The sequence below is a fragment of the Luteibacter sp. HA06 genome (assembly GCF_054061215.1).
Map to the genome: position 1 here is coordinate 3,242,104 of NZ_JBSSDZ010000001.1, position 16,430 is coordinate 3,258,533.

Sequence of the window (16,430 nt, forward strand, 5' to 3'; positions counted from 1 at the left end):
ACGCGCCAAGGCGTTTGGATACGTGAACGCGAGGCGAGCGGCCGTGACTCATGACGGGCGTCCGGGTACGGCGTTCGTCTAGACTTCGCCGATGACGACGCCCCGCCTGCTCCTTGCCCTGCCCCTCCTGTTCGGCCTGGCCGGCACGGCCGGCGCCCAGACCCAGACGCCCACGACGTCTGCCCCCACGCTTCCCGCGCCCGCCGGCAGCGTGCCCACGCTCGAAACGGTGACGGTCAGCGGCGTCCAGCCCGGACCCGGCCTGTGGAAGGTCACCAGGGACGGGCACACTTTGCTCATCCTCGGAAGCCTGTCGCCGCTACCGCAGAACATGACCTGGAAGTCGGACGAGATCGACGATGCCCTGGCCCACGCCAGTGAGCTCATCCTTCCGCCGAAGGTCGACATCAAGCCCAACGTAGGTTTCTTCGGCAAGCTCGTGCTCTTGCCCTCTCTGGTCGGAGTCCGCAATGCGCCGGATGGCGCGACACTCAAGGACACGGTTCCCCCGGACGTCTACGCGCGCTGGCTCACGGTGAAGGCCCGATACATCGGCGACGATCGTTCCGTGGAACGCTATCGCCCCATTTTCGCCGTGGTGGAGCTGTACAAGAACGCGGTGAAGAAGACCGGCCTGGGCAAGGCCGGCATCATCACGCGCACCGTGGTGGCCATCGCCACCAAGTACAACGTCAAGCAGACACCCGTGCAGTACACCCTGATGGTGGACGATCCACGCAAGGCCGTGAAAGAGTTCAAGCGGTCCACGCTGGACGACCTTTCGTGCTTCACCCTCAGCGTCGACAACATCGATGCGCAGCTGGCCGACATGACCCGACGCGGCAATGCCTGGGCCACGGGCGATATCGCTGCGTTGCGCGACGACCGCACTGCAAAGCAGCGCGCGGCCTGCCTGGATGCCGTCACCGACGGCGGCGTGGCGCAACGTATCGGCCTGACCGACATTCCCAAGGCCGTGCGCACGACATGGCTAGGCGTCGTCGACACCGCGATGGCCCATGACACCCAGGCCGTCGCCATCGTGCCGATCGAAGACCTGCTCGGCGACGACGGCTACCTCGCGGCGCTCAAGGCAAAGGGCTATAGCGTCGAAGCGCCCGACGACGGCGACTGAGCGGGCGACGATAGCTGCGCCGGCGGCACGCCCTCGCGAATGATCGCGGAGAAATCGTCACCCGGCCGGGTGGCCCGGGCCCGATCGGTGATTCGCCCGAGCCTCCGCCATTCGTCCACGGAGAGGCGGCGGTCCAGCGCCCCATTGTCCCTCAGGTAACCCGGCAGGTACCCGGTAAGAAGCAGGCGGATGTCGAAGGGAAGGCCGCCGTCGATGCGCTTCGCCATGCGATAGACGATGGTCGTGCAGTTGGACGTCACCGTGTTGTAGAAGCGGGGTCGATCGACCAGATCGTTGGCGGCATTCACGTACGAGAGAAACAGTGAACGCATGCCTTCCCTGGGCATCCGCAACGGGAAGATGTAGTCGTCCTCGTTACGGATGTTGGTCCGCACGCGGACAATGTCATGCTCGTCCGCAGCGATCAGCACCAGCTCGAACTGCTTGAAAAAGCCGCCGACTTCCGAGAATGCCTCGCCCTTCTCGCAACGGATCTCCATCGAGAACACCACGTGCCGGCCGTCGTCGAAGCCGAACGACAGCATGGCGTGCGCGATCGCTTCGCTCGACCAGTAAGACAGAATCGCGTCGGCGGACACAAGATGGTCGAGGTCGTACTCGCGGGTTTCCCAGCGGGCATCGAAGTCGTCGTCACTGCGCCAGTCGAAGTCGCGCACGTTACGAAGCGTGACGCGGGACCCGTCGACCTCGCCCGACATCAGGTGGGCCACGTCGTCCGACCACACACGATCGTTTCGCGGACGGATGGTGGTCCACCAGCCGATCAGGAGGGCAAGCGCGATCGCCAGCCCGACGGGTGCCCACCATGCTCGCCAGCCGAAAAGGGCCACCAGCAGACCGATATAGAGAACGCCCCACACGACCGCACCGGTCGCGCGCGCCGCTGCCGGCCCCGGCAACTGGTAGAACAGGGCGATGGCGCCCCAGGCGCCGGAAACAAAGAGCAGCACGCCGGCCACGGCTCCCGCGATCGTACGGGCGAGCATCCTGCGTTTTCTCATGGGCAAAGGGGTTCCGGAAGGCTCATGGCGCAAGCATGGCCGAAATCACCTATTCGGACTATGGCGCACTGCGACAAAGCGGGTTATTTTCGGCATGAGCCGGGCATGCGACCACGGCAACGCTGTTTTCGATGGGGGGCTGGCATGGTCCGTTTTCCGGCGATACCGCAAGCGATCGTCTTCGACCTCGACGGCGTGCTCTTCGATACCGAAGCGCTTTACCGCGATGCCCTGCTCGACGCCGCCGCCGACGTCGGCATCCAGATTCCCTTATCGCTCTGCCAGCGCATGGTCGGCCTTCATGGGCACGCGGCGCGCATGCTGCTTCGCGAATACGTAAATGACGACGTCGATCTCGACGCCGTCTGGGCCGGTGCCTCCGAGCGTTATCACGCCATGTTCGAGACGGACCTCCGCCTGAAGCCCGGGGTGACCACCTTGCTCGACACCCTTGACGAGTTCGGCCTGCCCCGCGCTATCGCCACGTCATCACCTCACGGCACGGCCATCCACCATCTCGAGGCCTTCGGCCTGCGCGACCGCTTCGATGCGCTTGTCGCCGCCGGCGATTGCGAGCGCTGCAAGCCCTATCCCGATCCCTACCTGCGCGCCGCGCGCATCCTCAACAAGCCCGCCAACTGCTGCCTTGCCCTGGAAGACTCGCAAGCGGGCGTACGTTCGGCGGTCGCCGCCGGACTGCCGACGATCATGGTCCCCGACCTGCAGCAGCCATCCGCTGAGCTGCGGCGGCTGTGCGCGGGCATCGTGACCGACCTGGATGTCGTGAACGAGTGGCTGCGGCAGGCCTGCGGGGCGGCCAGCCGCGACGCTCCGACGCACTGATTCAGCCCGGGACGATCCCGCCGATGGCATCGTGCACCAGCACCGCCCCGACCTGGTCGCCATCGTCGTCAACCACCGGATAAGCAGAGCCCTGCATCGTCTGCCGTGTACCATCCGGCCGGCGAACCACCCAGCGGGCGTGCTTGCTCGTCTCGCCGTTGCGAACGGCGCGGGAGAGAGGCAGGTCCTCGGATGGGTACGGGCGCCCTTCTTCGGTGAAGATGCTGTACATCCGGCTGTAGTCGTCGGGCCCTACGGCGAGGCGAACCCAGCCATGCAGCTCCGCCGCGCGCGCATTGACGTGAACGATGTCACCGCTCGCGTCGGCGACGATCACACCGAACGACGTGTCCTTGAGGCCACGCCAGGGGTGGCCCCCGAAGGTCCACGGCTCATCGAAGCTGATACGCGACATCTCACCCCCGTTACGATGTCAGGCGGATCGCCGGTTTCCGGCGATGTGGCGGCCATAGTGGACAAAAGCGCACGTTGTCACAAGCGAACCACGTCGCGGCCCCGACCTTCTCGTCACGTTGACGCGCGGGAAACACCCCGTGCATGCCACACAGTGAAGACTGCAGGCTTCTGACGCACGGGAGTTCGACCATGGGTCGCTTTGACGAACGCAGTGTGCCGGGTGACGAGTTCGGCAGCATGTACGCCAACCGGGGGCGATTTCCGGACCAGCGCGACTTCGGAGCGAGTCCCTACGAGGTCGGTCACGAGGGTGGCGCTGGCCAGCGCCCCGGGCATCGCGACTTCGGCGGCAACCACGCGTACGGCGGAATTCACCCCGGGCACCGCCACTTCGGGCGTGACGAAGCCTCGTCCGCACAACCTGCGGAAGGAAGGCGCTGGACAGCCTCCGGCTATCCGGGCGGACACCGGGGTGTCGCGCCGAAGGGTTACACGCGTTCCGACGATCGCATCCGCGAGGATGTCTGCGAGCGGCTTACGCTGCACGACGCGATCGACGCCTCGCGCATCGAGGTCGGGGTGGCCGAAGGGGTGGTCACGCTCGGTGGCGACGTGCCCGAGCGTTACATGAAGCATCTCGCCGAGGATGCCGTCGTGGACACGATCGGTGTCAGGGATGTAGAGAACGCGCTCCGCGTACGTGTAGGTGATCGCACGGACGCCTGAAGCCGCGAATCAGGCCCGGCCGGCCGCCGAAACGGTGATGCTGGCCGGTGACCGGCCGTGTACGCCAAGACGGCCACATGCTTCGCGAATCGCGTGCTCCAGTTGCTGGGCGCTATAGGGCTTACAGACCAGGGGTGCGAGATACCGGACGGGGATGTCCAGAGGCATCGCGCCCGTGGCGAGCACATAGGGAATGCCGCGACGGATAAGTTCATCCAGCGCGGGATATGCCATCACGCCCTGCAGATCGAGGTCGACGACGGCGACGTCGCAACGCTCCACATGTGCCATGCGGATCGCATCTTCGATGCAGCCTGCGCATCCCACGACGTCATAACCGAGCCTCCCTGCGAGCAGATCCGTAAGCGCCGCGGCAAGCGCCGAATGGTCTTCGAATATGATCGCGCGCGGTGCGGCCAGCTCAGTACTCATGAAAGCCTCGATATCGGCTTTGGGGAACCTGTGGGTCAAGCTACTACCGAATTTGCACGTTGAACATAGACCACTCGGCAGATTTTTCAGGAGTGACTATTTAGCTCGATTGAATCGCAGATCCGTCATGCAAGATCACTGATTTCCGTCGGGTTCGACAATAAAAGGCGGCGCGCCACCGGCTCCTTTATTTCTTGCCCCGACGTCGTCACCCACTTTGGCGAGGCGCTGCACGATCCGTCCGCTGTCCTGGCGCAAGGCATCGGACGGATCGCCTGCCCTGGCGCTGGCGATCAAGGCCGCCTGAGCCTGTTTCAGACGCACTACACCCAGGTTGTATAGCGCTTGAGCATGATCAGGCTTGATCTTGATCGCGCGTTCGTACGCGGCGCCCGCGTCGTCGAGTTTCTGCAGGCGAAAACGGGCATTGCCCAGACGGAACCATGCGTCCGCGTCGTTGGGCATAGCCGTCACCACCGCTTCGTAGAGATCGGCAGCCTGGCGGATATCGCCGCTGGCATACGCCTGGTTGGCAGCGTGCTTGTCCAGCGACGCTTCGCCTGCGTGTCCGGGGCCTGGCGGGGGCAGCGTGCCGTGACCAGCGCACCCGGCGAGGCCTGCCATGGCAGCCATGAAGCACAACCGGGAGATTCCACGTGTGATCACGTTCGCAGTTCCTTCAAGGGCAACAGGCGTCCACCTTGCCCCCACGAAGCGCGATTCGTCAAACGCGGCCGCGATCTCTCAGCGGGCCAGCCACTGGGCAGCCAGGGCGACCGCCGCTGGCAGGGCCTGCACATAGAGGATCCGGCGGCTCGCCGTGAGCGCACCCCAAAGGCCAGCGACCACGACACAACCCAGGCCGTAGAACACGAAGGCCGTGGCGAAGGGCTCCCGCAGTGCCAGGCCCAGGATCAGGGCGACCACCAGGAAAGCGTTGTAGAGCCCCTGGTTCGAGGCCAGCGCGGCACTGTCGCGGGCGAAATCCGCGGTGATACCGAACACTTTGGGCCCACGCGTGCGCCAGAGCGCCATTTCGAGGACCACGATGTACACGTGGATCAGGATCACCAGGACGGTTAGTAGGGTTGCTGCGATGGCCATGGCGATCCTTTCCTCGAGAGTGACCGGGATTCTACTTAGGCCGCATGGCGGATTGCAGCGGCCACGCTCCGACGCTTTCATGGATGAATGCGTAACCTCATGGCAGCACAGGAGATCTCGCTGGAGGCCCTCGGGCTTCTGCAGGCCCTCTTGCATCACGACTATTTCGAAGCCCAGTTTCGCGCCAACCACGTCGCCCGGCATGCCCTGGAGCACGAGCACCTCCCCGTGGCCGATGCTGCCGAACGGATCGAGGGCCTGCTGGAACGGGGCTGCCCGAACGCCCTGGAACTGCGCATCGCCCTGCGCTTCCTCGCCGCCTCGGTCGACAGCATGCAGGTGGTCGCCCTCCGCCGCGCGGGCCGCATTCTCTAGCCGCGTTTAGCTAGCGGCATAGGGAACGTCTAGACAGGCCGTGGCAGCCGTCGGGTAGGATCAGGGCATCCCCCTGGAGGTGCCCATGAACAACGGAAACGACGGTATCAACCTGGACGCGGAGCCCAGCGGTACGGGTTGCCTGGAGTGCCTTGCCGCCGGCACGTGGTGGTTTCACCTGCGCCGCTGCGCGGAGTGTGGTCACATCGGCTGTTGCGACGATTCGTTGCACAAGCACGCCAGCAAGCATGCGCACGCCAGCGGCCACCCGGTCATCCAGAGCTTCGAGCCCGGTGAAGACTGGTTCTATGACTACCGTACAGACGACACGTTCGGCGGCCCCGCGCTCAAGCCGCCGCGCAGCCATCCGCAGAGCCAACCGACGCCGGGCCCCGAGGGACTCGTACCGCGACGCTGGCAGGCAGTGCTCGCCCGCGGCGAGGAAAGCCCGTGAAGGCCATCGTGTTCGACGATTTTGGATCGGCTGATGTCCTTCAGCTTCGTGATGTTCCCGAGCCGGAGCTCCGTGACACCGACCTGCTCCTTCGCAACCACGCGGCCGGCGTGAATCGGGCCGACATCATCCAGCGCACCGGCGGCTACGGAAAAGACAGCTTCGGCGACTCGGCGGTCATGGGCCTGGAACTCGCCGGCGAGGTGATCGACATGGGCTCGGCGGTCGAGGGATTCGCCCTGGGCGACCGCGTCATGGGCATCGTCGGCGGCGGCGGTTACGCCGAGCAGGCACGCATCGACTATCGCATGGCCATGCCGATTCCGGCATCGCTGGACTACGTGCAAGCCGCCGGCATTCCGGAGGCCTTTGTCACCGCTCACGAAGCCGCCTTCCATCTCGGCCGGCTCGAGGCCGGCGAAAGCATCCTGATCCACGCCGCGGCCAGTGGCGTCGGTTCGGCAGCGTTACAGCTCGCGCGTGCGGCAGGGGCGCGGGTCTTCGCCACTGCGAGCGCGAGCAAGCTGGATCGCGTGCGCGCGCTGGGTGCGGACGTTGCCATCGACTACAAGACCGACGATTTCGCGAAAGCGATCGAACGCGAGACCGCCGGAAAGGGTGTCGACGTGATCGTCGACTTCATCGGTGCGCCCTACTTCGAACGCAACATCGCTTCGCTGAACTTCGGCGGACGACTGGTCGAAGTGGGCCTTCTGGGGGGCGCCAAGGGTGCCACGTTGCCCCTTGATCGCCTCCTCTATCGCCACCTGCAGGTGATCGGCACCGTGATGAAATCACGTCCGCAAAGCGTCAAGCAGGCCATGACCCAGCGCTTCCGCGATCGCTGGCTGCAGGCCTTCGACGGCGGCACGCTCGCACCGGTGATCGACAGCACGTTCCCTCTCGCCCAGGCGGCGGAGGCGCATCGGCGCATGGAGTCTTCCTCCAGTGTCGGTAAGATCATCCTCACCATGTAGCCACGAATGAACTTGACGATGAGCGAGACGATCACCTGGGCCGATTTCGAGAAAGTGATGCTGGTGGCGGGCACCGTCACCCGCGCCGAAATCTTTCCCGAGGCCAGGCGCCCCGCCTACCTGATCTGGGCGGACTTCGGCCCGCACGGCGAACGCAAGACGAGCGCGCAGGTCACAGGTGTTTACCAACCGGAAGACCTTATCGGTCGGCAGATCGTGGGCGTGATCAACTTTCCGGAAAAGCAGATCGGACCAGTGCGTTCACAGTTCTTGCTGACCGGCTTCCACACCGATGAGGGTGTCGTCATCACCACCGTGGAACGGCCGGTGCCCAATGGCACGAGGATGGCGTGAGCCCACTAATCCGCGTCACAACGTGACGCTTGGTGCCGTCGGAGCCAGGAGGCTCTCGACGGCGCTTTGTATCTACTTTGCAGGTGTATCGAAGACCGGGTCTTTCAGACCCGCGATCGTATGCGACCCGCCCGCCTGCATCTCGAGTACAACGACCTCGTTGCGTCCTTTCTTGAGCCACGACGCCGGCACGTAAAGCGTCTGCTGCGGCCCGATGTTCCAGAAGCGGCCGAGGTGGCGGCCGTTGATCCACACGTTGCCCTTGTTCCACCCGCGCATGTCGAGGAAGGTGCCATCCGCCTTGCTCATCGTGAAACTGCCGTGCCAGAACGTCGGCCCCTGCCCTGTGCCGCCTGCGGTGAAGTGCAGTCCTGACAGGTCATCCAACGGCAGCGGGTAGACCGACCAGTCGAGCAGATCCTCTCCGCCGACCTGCACGGAATAGGTGATGCCTTTGTAGTCGTCTTCCATGCCCGGGCCGATATTGATCCGCCCCATGTTTTCGACCACGAGATCCAGCGTGCTGCCAGCCTTGAGGTCGACCGGCATCGCGTGCTGATCCTTGCGGCGGTCCAGCGTACCCAGCGGCTTGCCGTCGGCGAGCACGGTGGCGTAATCACGCACATCGCTGATGTCGAGCGACCCCTTGGCATCGGCGTCGAGGGCCTTGCGGTAGAGGATAAGGCCGTAGTTCTGACCGAACGTTTCCATGCCGTGCGGCGTCACGGTTTTTTGTGCCTTGCTCAGGCCCGGCAGCGCATCGAGCAGGCTGATCGAAGCGTCCATGGTGAACCGCGGAATCGCGACCGTCGGCGATGAAGCGGGCACCTTGGGAAGCGTCTCGCCCTTGGGCAGGTGTGCCGCGATGACCTTGCGCAGCGCCACAAATTTCGGGGTCAGGCGTCCGGCTTCATCGATCGGGGAGTCGTAGTCGTAGCTGGTCGTCACCGGCAGGTAGTGCGCGTCGTCGTTGTTCGCGCCGTTCATCCAGCCGAAGTTCGTACCGCCGTCGACCATGTACAGGTTGAATGAAACATCGTGGTCCATCATCCACGACACCGCGCTGCTCACATCGCCGACATCGCGTGTCTTGTGCGCAAGGCCCCAGCGGTCGTACCAACCCGTCCAGTATTCGCCCGCCATGCGCGGCATGTTCTCCATCAGCGGCGCCGAGCGTCGGAACGCTCGCTCCGTCTGCTTGCCATCACCGGTGAAGTTGATCACCGAGAGCATGCCGGGCAATGACCCGCGCGGCATCCAGGTCGGACCAGGGCCATTGGAGGTGAACATCGGCACGTCGAAGCCGGCGTCCACCATCTGCTGGTGGATCGCTTCAAGGTAATCGTGGTCGTTACCCACGTAACCGTACTCGTTCTCCACCTGGACCATGAGGATCGGCCCGCCACGGCTGCTCAGCAGCGGCGCGAGCTCCTGGTTCAGCCGCTTGAACCAGGCTGCGCTGGCCTTGAGGAAACGAGGGTCGAACGAGCGAATGCGCAGGCCCGGCGTGCGAAGCAACCACGCAGGGATGCCACCGAACTCCCATTCCGCACACACGAAGGGGCCTGGACGAACGATGACGTTCAGCCCCTCTTCCTGCGCCGTTCGCACGAACGCCGCGATGTCACGGTCGCCGCTGAAATCGAACTTGCCCGGCTCCGGCTCGCTTTCATTCCAGAACGCGTAGGTGGTGATCGTATTCAGGCCCATCGCGCGAGCCTTGTGCAGGCGGTCGCGCCAGTCCGCACGCGGGATACGCGGGTAATGCATCTCGCCCGAGCGGATCACATAGGGTTTGCCGTCGAGCAGGAACTGCCCGTGGTCGACGGCAAAGTGTGGCGTTGTCGCGGCCGGTGCGGCGGCGAAGGAAGGACAGACCGCGCCCGCCAGCAGGCAGGTCGAAAGGAGCACACTCAGACGCTTCATCGTCTCTTCCGCAGGTTCGAAGCGTCAGAACTTACCGTTGCCCACACCCCACGGCAAGGTCACAGATCTCGCTTTGTGGGAGCCGATTCATCGGCGATCGAGTCGCCACGAAAAAATCATACAATTTCAAATACCTCCGTCGGCGTGCCTTGATGGTAGATCAATTGCCAGTCACCACCAGACCTCACCCAAGTACTGCACCGCAGCGTATGCCGCGAATCCACACCAGACGGAGAACGATGCGCCGACCGATAAAGCAGCATCGCCACCCCCTCCGTAATTCGACGCAGCTCGAACCCATCCGCGACGATCGAGCCGTTCCCGCCTTCGGTCGGAAGGTCGCGCAAAACATCCATCAGTTCGATGCGGTATCCCGAGCGCCCGATCTCGACGAAGGAATGGTGCAAAAGCTCACGCAGGCGTCGGACATCACGACGCACCGACGGCACGTGAAGCTCTCGCTCCAGCTCCGTCAGTGTCGCTAGTAGCGCGCTGTCAGAAATTGGGGACATGCGCGCGATCCTCCCTAACTCAGCCGATAAAAAAACTCGGCGAGATCTCGACGGCGAACGGGTCGTGCAGCTTCACTTCGCGCGTTTCCACGGAGACGACTTCATAAGGCACGTAAATAAAACGTGCGTAGCCTTCCGACTCGATGTGCACGCGAACCCCGTCTTTTGCAGGCGGGTCGAACTCGTCGGGAATCGTCACGTTGGCAACCAGTGCCGCGGCAATGGCTTCCGAGGGCCGGCTCGCGGAGAACCGCTCGAAGATCACGCGATAGACATCATGCGCGTCCGGCTCGTCGCCGCCGTCCTCGTGACCCGCGTCGGCCGCCAGCTTGCCCTCTTCGGACACCGTGGCGCCGAACGGGTAGAAATCGCCGTTCTCTTCCAGCATCTCCTTCGCAAAATCCATCGAAAAGGTGAAGAGCTGGTTGAGCCGGGTCTGCGTGACGTCCATACGAATTCCTCGAACACGCCGATCGGCGATGGTGCAGGCATCGTAAGACAGCGTGCGCCGCGATGCTATGCCGGGGTCGGGGTCGGGGTCGGGGTCGGGGTCGGCAGGCTTTGCGCGAGCTGATCGCCAGGGACGGGGCTACCCAGCAGGAAGCCCTGCAGCACGTCGCAGCCGAGCCGGGTCAACAGCTCCTGCTGCTCGGCGGTCTCCACGCCTTCCGCGACAATGTTCAGGCCGAGGGTCTTGCCCAGTGCGATGATCGCCGACACGATGGCTTCGTCGTCGTTGCCATGGGTCAGTTCAGTCACGAAACCACGATCGATCTTGAGCTCGTCGGCAGGTAGCTGCTTCAGGTAAAGCAGGCTGGAATAACCCGTACCGAAGTCGTCGATCGAAATGCCCACGCCAAGCGCAGCGACCTGATTGAGGATGGCCAGACTGGCTTCCGCATCGCGCATGGCGGTGGACTCGGTAATCTCCAGCACGAGGCAGGCCGGATCGAGCGCATGACGCTCGAGCGTCGACCGGAGCACGTCGACCAGGCCGGTGTGCGTGAGTTGCACGGTCGACAGGTTGACCGCGACAGTCCAGGCACCGTGTCCCTCGTCCTGCCATACACGCATCTGCCGGCAGGCCTCGTCGAGCACCCAGTTGCCGATCGGGATGATCAGCCCGGTGCGCTCGGCCACGCCGAGGAACTCATCCGGCGGCACCAGGCCCACGCCGGGTTTCTGCCAGCGCAACAGCGCTTCAACACCGGTGACCGGGCCAGCGGGCGAGACAAGCTTAGGCTGGTAATAAAGCAGGAATTCGTGCTGATCGAGCGCCCGCCGCAGATCGTGCTGCAACTGCAGCTGCTGGTGCACGTTGGCGTTCATTGCGCTTTCGAAGAAGCAATAGCCGTTACGGCCCTGCTCCTTCGCGTGGTACATGGCCGCATCGGCGTTGATCATGAGGTCGTGCGTCGTGCGGCCATTTTCGGGGAAGACCGCGATGCCGACGCTGGCCGACACATGCACGCTGTGGTCATCGATCAGGTAGGCACCACCCAGCACGTCGACCAGGCGCTGTGCCTGCAACGCAGCGTCTTCGGGCCTGGCGACGTCGAGGGACATCACGAACTCGTCGCCACCCAGGCGAGCCACGGTGTCTTCGCCGCGCTTGACGGCCAGGATGCGCCTCGATACTTCCTTCAGCAGGAGGTCCCCAACATGGTGACCATAGACGTCATTCACCGCCTTGAAGCCGTCGAGGTCCATGAAGAGGACCGCGAACTGGCGCCCTTCCCTCGTGGCCTTGTGGATCGCCTGGTCCAGGCGATCGCCGAGAAGTACGCGATTGGGCAGCCGGGTCAGGTTGTCGTGCAGGGCGAGTTGCACCAGTTCGCTGTTGGCGCGATCCAGCGACGTCGTCAACACGTTGGCTCGAACATCCAGCATCGACACGATCAAGGCGATGGCGAAGACGGCCAGGCTGACGACGATCACGACCAGGGCCAGCCACTTGGCGTCGATGCCCGAATTGGCGGCCCCGCAGTAGCTCCCCACGGGGAACTCAGAAGCAGCCATGCCGGTGTAATGCATGCCGACAATGGCACAGCCCATCAGCAACGACGCCCCGAGGCGAGCAAACGTGACGCGCTCGACGTCCTTGCGCAAGCGGAAGGCAATCCAGAGTGCCGCGCCAGAGGCGAGCACCGCGATGACGATCGATAACGCGAACAGCAGCGGGTCGTAAACCACCCCCGGCATCATCTGCATGGCGGCCATGCCGGTGTAATGCATCGCGGCGATGCCCGCACCCATCATCAGGGCGCCGACAACCAGGCGCCGCCACGGCAACTGCTCATGGCACACCAGCCATAAGGCGAACGCCGAGGAACCGATGGCGAAGACCAGCGAAAGCAGGGTCAGGTCGAGATCGTATCCAAGCGGGATGGGCAGGCTAAAGGCCAGCATCCCGATGAAGTGCATCGACCAGACGCCGATCCCCATCGCGAAGGACCCACCCACCAGCCATAGTGCCGACGCCGTGCCGCGCGTGCCCGACACGCGCCCGGCCATGTTCAGCGCCGTATAGGAGGCGAGGATGGCGACCACGAGGGAGAAAGCGACGAGGATGCCGTTGTAGCTGCTGTCGAGCATGGGTTTACCTGAGGGGACCTGCCGTGCCGCCATCCCTCGGAGGAAGGGATGGCCTCGTACAGGATATCGGCTTTGGAGGCGCCATCTTGAGGAACTGCGATCAATTTCGTCAGATTTAAGCAAGCAATCTATACCGCACGGCCTAGGGCTTTAAGGCTAAGTACCTGCCATGAGCCCTTAAAAACAGGGTCGAACATCGCTTCTGTACGAGCACCCCGCTGAGCAGCCTCCTTTACGCACCTGCTCCGAAGAGTACGCTGACCAGGCTGGGACTCGGAGAAGAGGCGGTTCCGGCACCGTGGGGACAACCTGAGCTATCCGGGCAGATCTTGGCGACGCGCATCGCAGTCGGAGATTGGCTATGAAAAAACTGCTTATCGGTGGAGTGCTCCTGGCACTCCTGCTTCCGCTCCAGGTCATGGCGCAAAGTGCCTTCGATGGCACCTGGAAGGTCGACATCAACAAGGTGAAGTCATCGGACAAACCGATGATCATCACGCTCAAGGGTGGTGAGTTCACGTGCAATTGCACACCTCCCGTGAAGATCAAGGCGGACGGTGCCGATCACGCTGTCACCGGTCATCCGCGCTACGACACGGAGTCGGTGAAGATCGTCGACGACCACACGATCGTCGAGACCGTGAAAAAGAACGGCGCGCTGGTGAATACCCACACCACCACGGTCGCCGCTGATGGCAAGACAGCCACCTTCGAATCGGCGAGCACGCGCGAGTCCGGCACGACGACGGTCAAGGGCACCCTCAAGCGCACCGCCCCCGGCGCCGCCGGTTCACATGCCGCCGCAGGCTCCTGGCTCGTCAGCGGTTATCAAAGCGCTTCCGATGGCATGACGACCTACACGTACAAGGTCGACGGCGACACCGTCACCATGAATGACCCACGCGGCGAGTCGTATACCGCGAAGCTCGACGGCAAACCGGTCCCATACAAGGGCGACCCGGGCACCGACATGATCGCCGTCAAGATGGTCGGCAGCGCTTTGGAAGAAACTTCCATGATGGGTGGCAAGACGACATCGGTCGCCAAATCCACCTTGTCGGCCGATGGCAAGACCATGACCACCTTGATCCATAACGCGGTCAGCAACCGGGACATGACCCTGGTGGCAGAGAAACAGTAAAACCGGCCGGCGCTTCGAAGACACACCAACGACGAATAGCCCGGCCCTGTGCCGGGCTATTCGTCGTTGGGCCCCCTCAACTGCCAGACAATCGCATCGAACCCTCGGCCGATGGCGCCGGCCTGACCTGCTGTCTAAGTAGTTCAACGGTTTTCCGGTAGCGCTAGCCGGTACAAGATCACTCACGCCCGTCCAATCGGACACCTGCGCACGGGACGTAGTGTGTCGACGGGGGAGGACTACCGATGAATCAAGCTCGCCGCGTGTCCGGATCAACTGCGCTCGGCCGCGTACGCGCGGGTGTGGGGGCGTGGTTGTTCCTCGCGCTATGCGCGGGCAGCCTTCACGCCCAGGTACGCAGCACCGTCATCGCACCGGACTCCATCGCAACGCGCGTCATGGCTTGCACCACGTGCCATGGCGAACGCGGGCAAGGCAGTGGTGACGACTACTACCCGCGGCTCGCCGGCAAGCCCGCGCGGTACCTGTACAACCAGCTGGTCTCCTTCCGGGACGGCCAGCGCAAGTACGCGCCCATGACCTACCTGCTCGAGTACCTGCCCGACGCGTACCTGCAGGAGATGGCGGCGTACTTCGCGGAGCAGCAGACGCCCTTCCCTACGCTCCCCAGGCCGAATGTCACACCAGAGGTCATGGCGCTGGGACAGAAGCTGGCACTGGAGGGTGACGCTGCCAGACACGTACCTTCCTGTGTCGCCTGCCATGGGGCCTCACTGACCGGCGTATCGCCGGATATTCCCGGCCTGCTTGGGCTGCACGCCAAGTACATCAGCGCCCAGCTCGGCGCCTCACGGTATGGCGCGCGCGTGACGCCCAAGCCCAACTGCATGCAGAAGATCACCGTTCTCCTCTCGGATGCGGACATCACCGCAGTCTCGGCGTACCTCTCGTCGCTTCCCTCCCCGTCGAATCCTGCACCCGCCACCGAAGGGTCGCTGAAGCTGGCCCTCACCTGCCAGAGTGGTGAGGCCCGATGAGGACGAAACACTGGTTCGCTTGCGCTTTGCTCTTCCTGGCCCAGGTCGCACATAGCCAGGAGGCATCCGTCGTCGCGCGAGGCGAATATCTCGCCCGCGCTTCCGACTGCATCGCCTGCCACAGCAATCCGGGCGATAAGCCCTTTGGCGGCGGCCGCCCGATGGCGACACCGTTCGGCACGCTCTATTCCCCCAACATCTCACCCGAGCGCGCCACCGGGATTGGCACATGGAGCGCGGACGACTTCTATTCGATGATGCACACCGGCCGCTCACGGTCGGGACAACTGCTCTACCCGGCCATGCCGTTCGCCGCGTACACCAAGATGACGCGCGCCGATGTCGATGCGATCTTCGCGTACCTGAAAACCGTGCCACCGGTACACCGGCCCAACACGCCGCAAGACCTCCGGTTCCCATACAACAATCGCAGCCTTCTTCTTGGCTGGCGCACGCTTTACTTCAGCGAAGGCGAGTACAAACCCGACCCATCGAAATCGAACGACTGGAACCGCGGTGCCTACCTCGTCGAGGGGCCGGGCCACTGCTCGATGTGCCATACCGCCATCAACGCGCTGGGTGGCAGCTCCGCTTCGGCGGCGTACCAGGGCGGTCTCATTCCGATGCAGGCCTGGTACGCGCCGTCGCTGACATCAAATCGTGAGGCCGGACTCGGCGAGTGGAGCATCGGCGACATCTCCGACCTGCTGCAGGCGGGTGTCTCGACCCGGGGCGCGGTCTATGGCCCCATGGCCGAGGTCGTCCACAACAGCCTCCAATACCTCTCGGATGCCGATATCCGCGCCATGGCGGTCTACCTGAAGGCGTTGCCGTCGACGGGTTCGTCGAGTGCGCCGACGAAGGCCCAGGAGCAGGACAAACTGCGCCTGTTCCCGTTGGGCAAGAAGATCTACACGGCGCAGTGCGCGGTGTGCCACGGCGCGCAGGGCGAAGGCCGGGGCTCCGACTTCCCGCCGCTGGACGGCAACCAGTCGATCCAGATGACGTCGTCGGTCAATCCGATCCGCATGGTGCTCAACGGCGGTTACCCGCCCGGGACGATACGCAACCCGCGGCCGTACGGCATGCCTCCGTTCGCGCAACAACTGTCGGACGAGGAAGTCGCCGCCGTCGTGACCTACATCCGCACCGCCTGGACCAATCGTGGCACCGCCGTGACCAACGCGGACGTCAACGCACTTCGTTCGGCTCCGCTGGACTGACGGGAGACACGCCATGACCGAGATCGACAACACACCGCCCAGCGACGAAGACAAGCGTGTCGACGACATCGTTCGCGCCGGGCCGCGTGGCGCCCTGATGGTGGCCGGCATCGCGGTCGCACTCGTTTTCCTGATGTGGTTCCTCTTCTACTTCTTCGCCTTCCTTCCGCGTGGCGCCATTCACTAAAGGACACCT

At 64.0% G+C, this 16,430-nt stretch carries 20 protein-coding genes; 11 read left to right on the forward strand and 9 right to left on the reverse strand.

Annotated elements, in window-relative coordinates; all coding sequences use genetic code 11:
• The first annotated feature begins 91 nt into the window (after positions 1-91).
• A complete protein-coding gene (locus tag ACVWWJ_RS14980; protein WP_456968492.1) occupies positions 92-1,135 on the forward strand; it encodes a TraB/GumN family protein in 1,044 nt (347 codons plus the stop codon).
• Here the strand turns inward: ACVWWJ_RS14980 and ACVWWJ_RS14985 are convergent.
• The gene (locus ACVWWJ_RS14985) at positions 1,102-2,157 is read right to left on the reverse strand and encodes a lipoprotein N-acyltransferase Lnb domain-containing protein (RefSeq protein ID WP_456968493.1); all 1,056 of its coding nucleotides are present in this window, start codon (positions 2,155-2,157) and stop codon (positions 1,102-1,104) included. The two genes, ACVWWJ_RS14980 and ACVWWJ_RS14985, sit on opposite strands and share 34 nt — an antisense overlap.
• A 144-nt stretch (positions 2,158-2,301) precedes the next feature.
• On the opposite strand from ACVWWJ_RS14985, the gene ACVWWJ_RS14990 reads away from it, so the two are divergent.
• On the forward strand, positions 2,302-3,000 hold the full coding sequence (locus tag ACVWWJ_RS14990; protein WP_159894849.1) for an HAD family hydrolase: 699 nt from the start codon (positions 2,302-2,304) through the stop codon (positions 2,998-3,000).
• A 1-nt stretch (position 3,001) separates the two neighbouring features.
• Here the strand turns inward: ACVWWJ_RS14990 and ACVWWJ_RS14995 are convergent, their stop codons facing one another.
• Positions 3,002-3,415: a PAS domain-containing protein gene (locus ACVWWJ_RS14995; protein WP_159894847.1), complete on the reverse strand. Its 414-nt coding sequence runs from the start codon at positions 3,413-3,415 to the stop codon at positions 3,002-3,004.
• A 191-nt stretch (positions 3,416-3,606) separates the two neighbouring features.
• On the opposite strand from ACVWWJ_RS14995, the gene ACVWWJ_RS15000 reads away from it, so the two are divergent.
• The gene (locus ACVWWJ_RS15000) at positions 3,607-4,143 is read left to right on the forward strand and encodes a BON domain-containing protein (RefSeq protein WP_456968494.1); all 537 of its coding nucleotides are present in this window, start codon (positions 3,607-3,609) and stop codon (positions 4,141-4,143) included.
• A gap of 9 nt (positions 4,144-4,152) precedes the next feature.
• Here the strand turns inward: ACVWWJ_RS15000 and ACVWWJ_RS15005 are convergent, their stop codons facing one another.
• The 3 genes from ACVWWJ_RS15005 to ACVWWJ_RS15015 all read right to left on the reverse strand — a co-directional run bounded on the left by ACVWWJ_RS15005 (position 4,153) and on the right by ACVWWJ_RS15015 (position 5,679).
• Positions 4,153-4,575, reverse strand: coding sequence for a response regulator (locus ACVWWJ_RS15005; protein ID WP_159894843.1), 423 nt, complete (start codon positions 4,573-4,575; stop codon positions 4,153-4,155).
• Positions 4,576-4,710: 135 nt separating this feature from the next.
• Positions 4,711-5,199 carry a tetratricopeptide repeat protein gene (locus tag ACVWWJ_RS15010; RefSeq protein WP_456968495.1) on the reverse strand — a complete coding sequence of 163 codons (489 nt, stop codon included), beginning with the start codon at positions 5,197-5,199 and terminating at the stop codon, positions 4,711-4,713.
• Positions 5,200-5,319: 120 nt separating this feature from the next.
• Positions 5,320-5,679 (reverse strand): DUF1304 domain-containing protein, encoded by a 360-nt coding sequence (locus ACVWWJ_RS15015; protein ID WP_456968496.1) that lies wholly within the window; start codon positions 5,677-5,679, stop codon positions 5,320-5,322.
• 87 nt (positions 5,680-5,766) lie between these two features.
• Here ACVWWJ_RS15015 and ACVWWJ_RS15020 point away from each other — a divergent pair, with 87 nt between their 5' ends.
• The 4 genes from ACVWWJ_RS15020 (at position 5,767) to ACVWWJ_RS15035 (ending at position 7,839) form a co-directional block, all read left to right on the forward strand.
• Positions 5,767-6,054, forward strand: coding sequence for a hypothetical protein (locus ACVWWJ_RS15020; protein ID WP_456968497.1), 288 nt, complete (start codon positions 5,767-5,769; stop codon positions 6,052-6,054).
• A gap of 85 nt (positions 6,055-6,139) precedes the next feature.
• The gene (locus tag ACVWWJ_RS15025) at positions 6,140-6,508 is read left to right on the forward strand and encodes a UBP-type zinc finger domain-containing protein (protein ID WP_456968498.1); all 369 of its coding nucleotides are present in this window, start codon (positions 6,140-6,142) and stop codon (positions 6,506-6,508) included.
• Entirely contained in the window at positions 6,505-7,485 is a 981-nt protein-coding gene (locus ACVWWJ_RS15030; protein ID WP_456968499.1) for an NAD(P)H-quinone oxidoreductase, read from the forward strand. The genes ACVWWJ_RS15025 and ACVWWJ_RS15030 overlap by 4 nt, the downstream gene beginning before the upstream one ends.
• Before the next feature lie 18 nt (positions 7,486-7,503).
• Positions 7,504-7,839, forward strand: a complete 336-nt coding sequence (locus ACVWWJ_RS15035; RefSeq protein WP_456968500.1) for a tRNA-binding protein — start codon at positions 7,504-7,506, stop codon at positions 7,837-7,839.
• A gap of 72 nt (positions 7,840-7,911) precedes the next feature.
• On the opposite strand, the gene ACVWWJ_RS15040 is transcribed toward ACVWWJ_RS15035, so the two are convergent.
• The 4 genes from ACVWWJ_RS15040 to ACVWWJ_RS15055 all read right to left on the reverse strand — a co-directional run bounded on the left by ACVWWJ_RS15040 (position 7,912) and on the right by ACVWWJ_RS15055 (position 12,905).
• Positions 7,912-9,765 (reverse strand): glycoside hydrolase family 35 protein, encoded by a 1,854-nt coding sequence (locus ACVWWJ_RS15040; RefSeq protein ID WP_456968501.1) that lies wholly within the window; start codon positions 9,763-9,765, stop codon positions 7,912-7,914.
• A 116-nt stretch (positions 9,766-9,881) separates the two neighbouring features.
• Positions 9,882-10,277, reverse strand: a complete 396-nt coding sequence (locus ACVWWJ_RS15045) for a nuclear transport factor 2 family protein (RefSeq protein ID WP_456968502.1) — start codon at positions 10,275-10,277, stop codon at positions 9,882-9,884.
• 19 nt (positions 10,278-10,296) lie between these two features.
• Entirely contained in the window at positions 10,297-10,728 is a 432-nt protein-coding gene (locus ACVWWJ_RS15050) for a hypothetical protein (protein ID WP_456968503.1), read from the reverse strand.
• A gap of 65 nt (positions 10,729-10,793) precedes the next feature.
• Positions 10,794-12,905 (reverse strand): putative bifunctional diguanylate cyclase/phosphodiesterase, encoded by a 2,112-nt coding sequence (locus ACVWWJ_RS15055; protein ID WP_456968504.1) that lies wholly within the window; start codon positions 12,903-12,905, stop codon positions 10,794-10,796.
• A 328-nt stretch (positions 12,906-13,233) separates the two neighbouring features.
• Here ACVWWJ_RS15055 and ACVWWJ_RS15060 point away from each other — a divergent pair, with 328 nt between their 5' ends.
• The 4 genes from ACVWWJ_RS15060 (at position 13,234) to ACVWWJ_RS15075 (ending at position 16,421) form a co-directional block, all read left to right on the forward strand.
• Entirely contained in the window at positions 13,234-14,013 is a 780-nt protein-coding gene (locus ACVWWJ_RS15060; RefSeq protein WP_159890640.1) for a hypothetical protein, read from the forward strand.
• 245 nt (positions 14,014-14,258) lie between these two features.
• Complete coding sequence (locus ACVWWJ_RS15065; RefSeq protein ID WP_456968505.1) at positions 14,259-15,011, forward strand: c-type cytochrome; 753 nt, start codon at positions 14,259-14,261, stop codon at positions 15,009-15,011.
• Positions 15,008-16,234 (forward strand): c-type cytochrome, encoded by a 1,227-nt coding sequence (locus ACVWWJ_RS15070; RefSeq protein WP_456968506.1) that lies wholly within the window; start codon positions 15,008-15,010, stop codon positions 16,232-16,234. Before ACVWWJ_RS15065 ends, ACVWWJ_RS15070 begins: the two co-directional genes overlap by 4 nt.
• A 13-nt stretch (positions 16,235-16,247) precedes the next feature.
• The gene (locus ACVWWJ_RS15075; protein WP_456968507.1) at positions 16,248-16,421 is read left to right on the forward strand and encodes a hypothetical protein; all 174 of its coding nucleotides are present in this window, start codon (positions 16,248-16,250) and stop codon (positions 16,419-16,421) included.
• Positions 16,422-16,430: the final 9 nt, after the last annotated feature.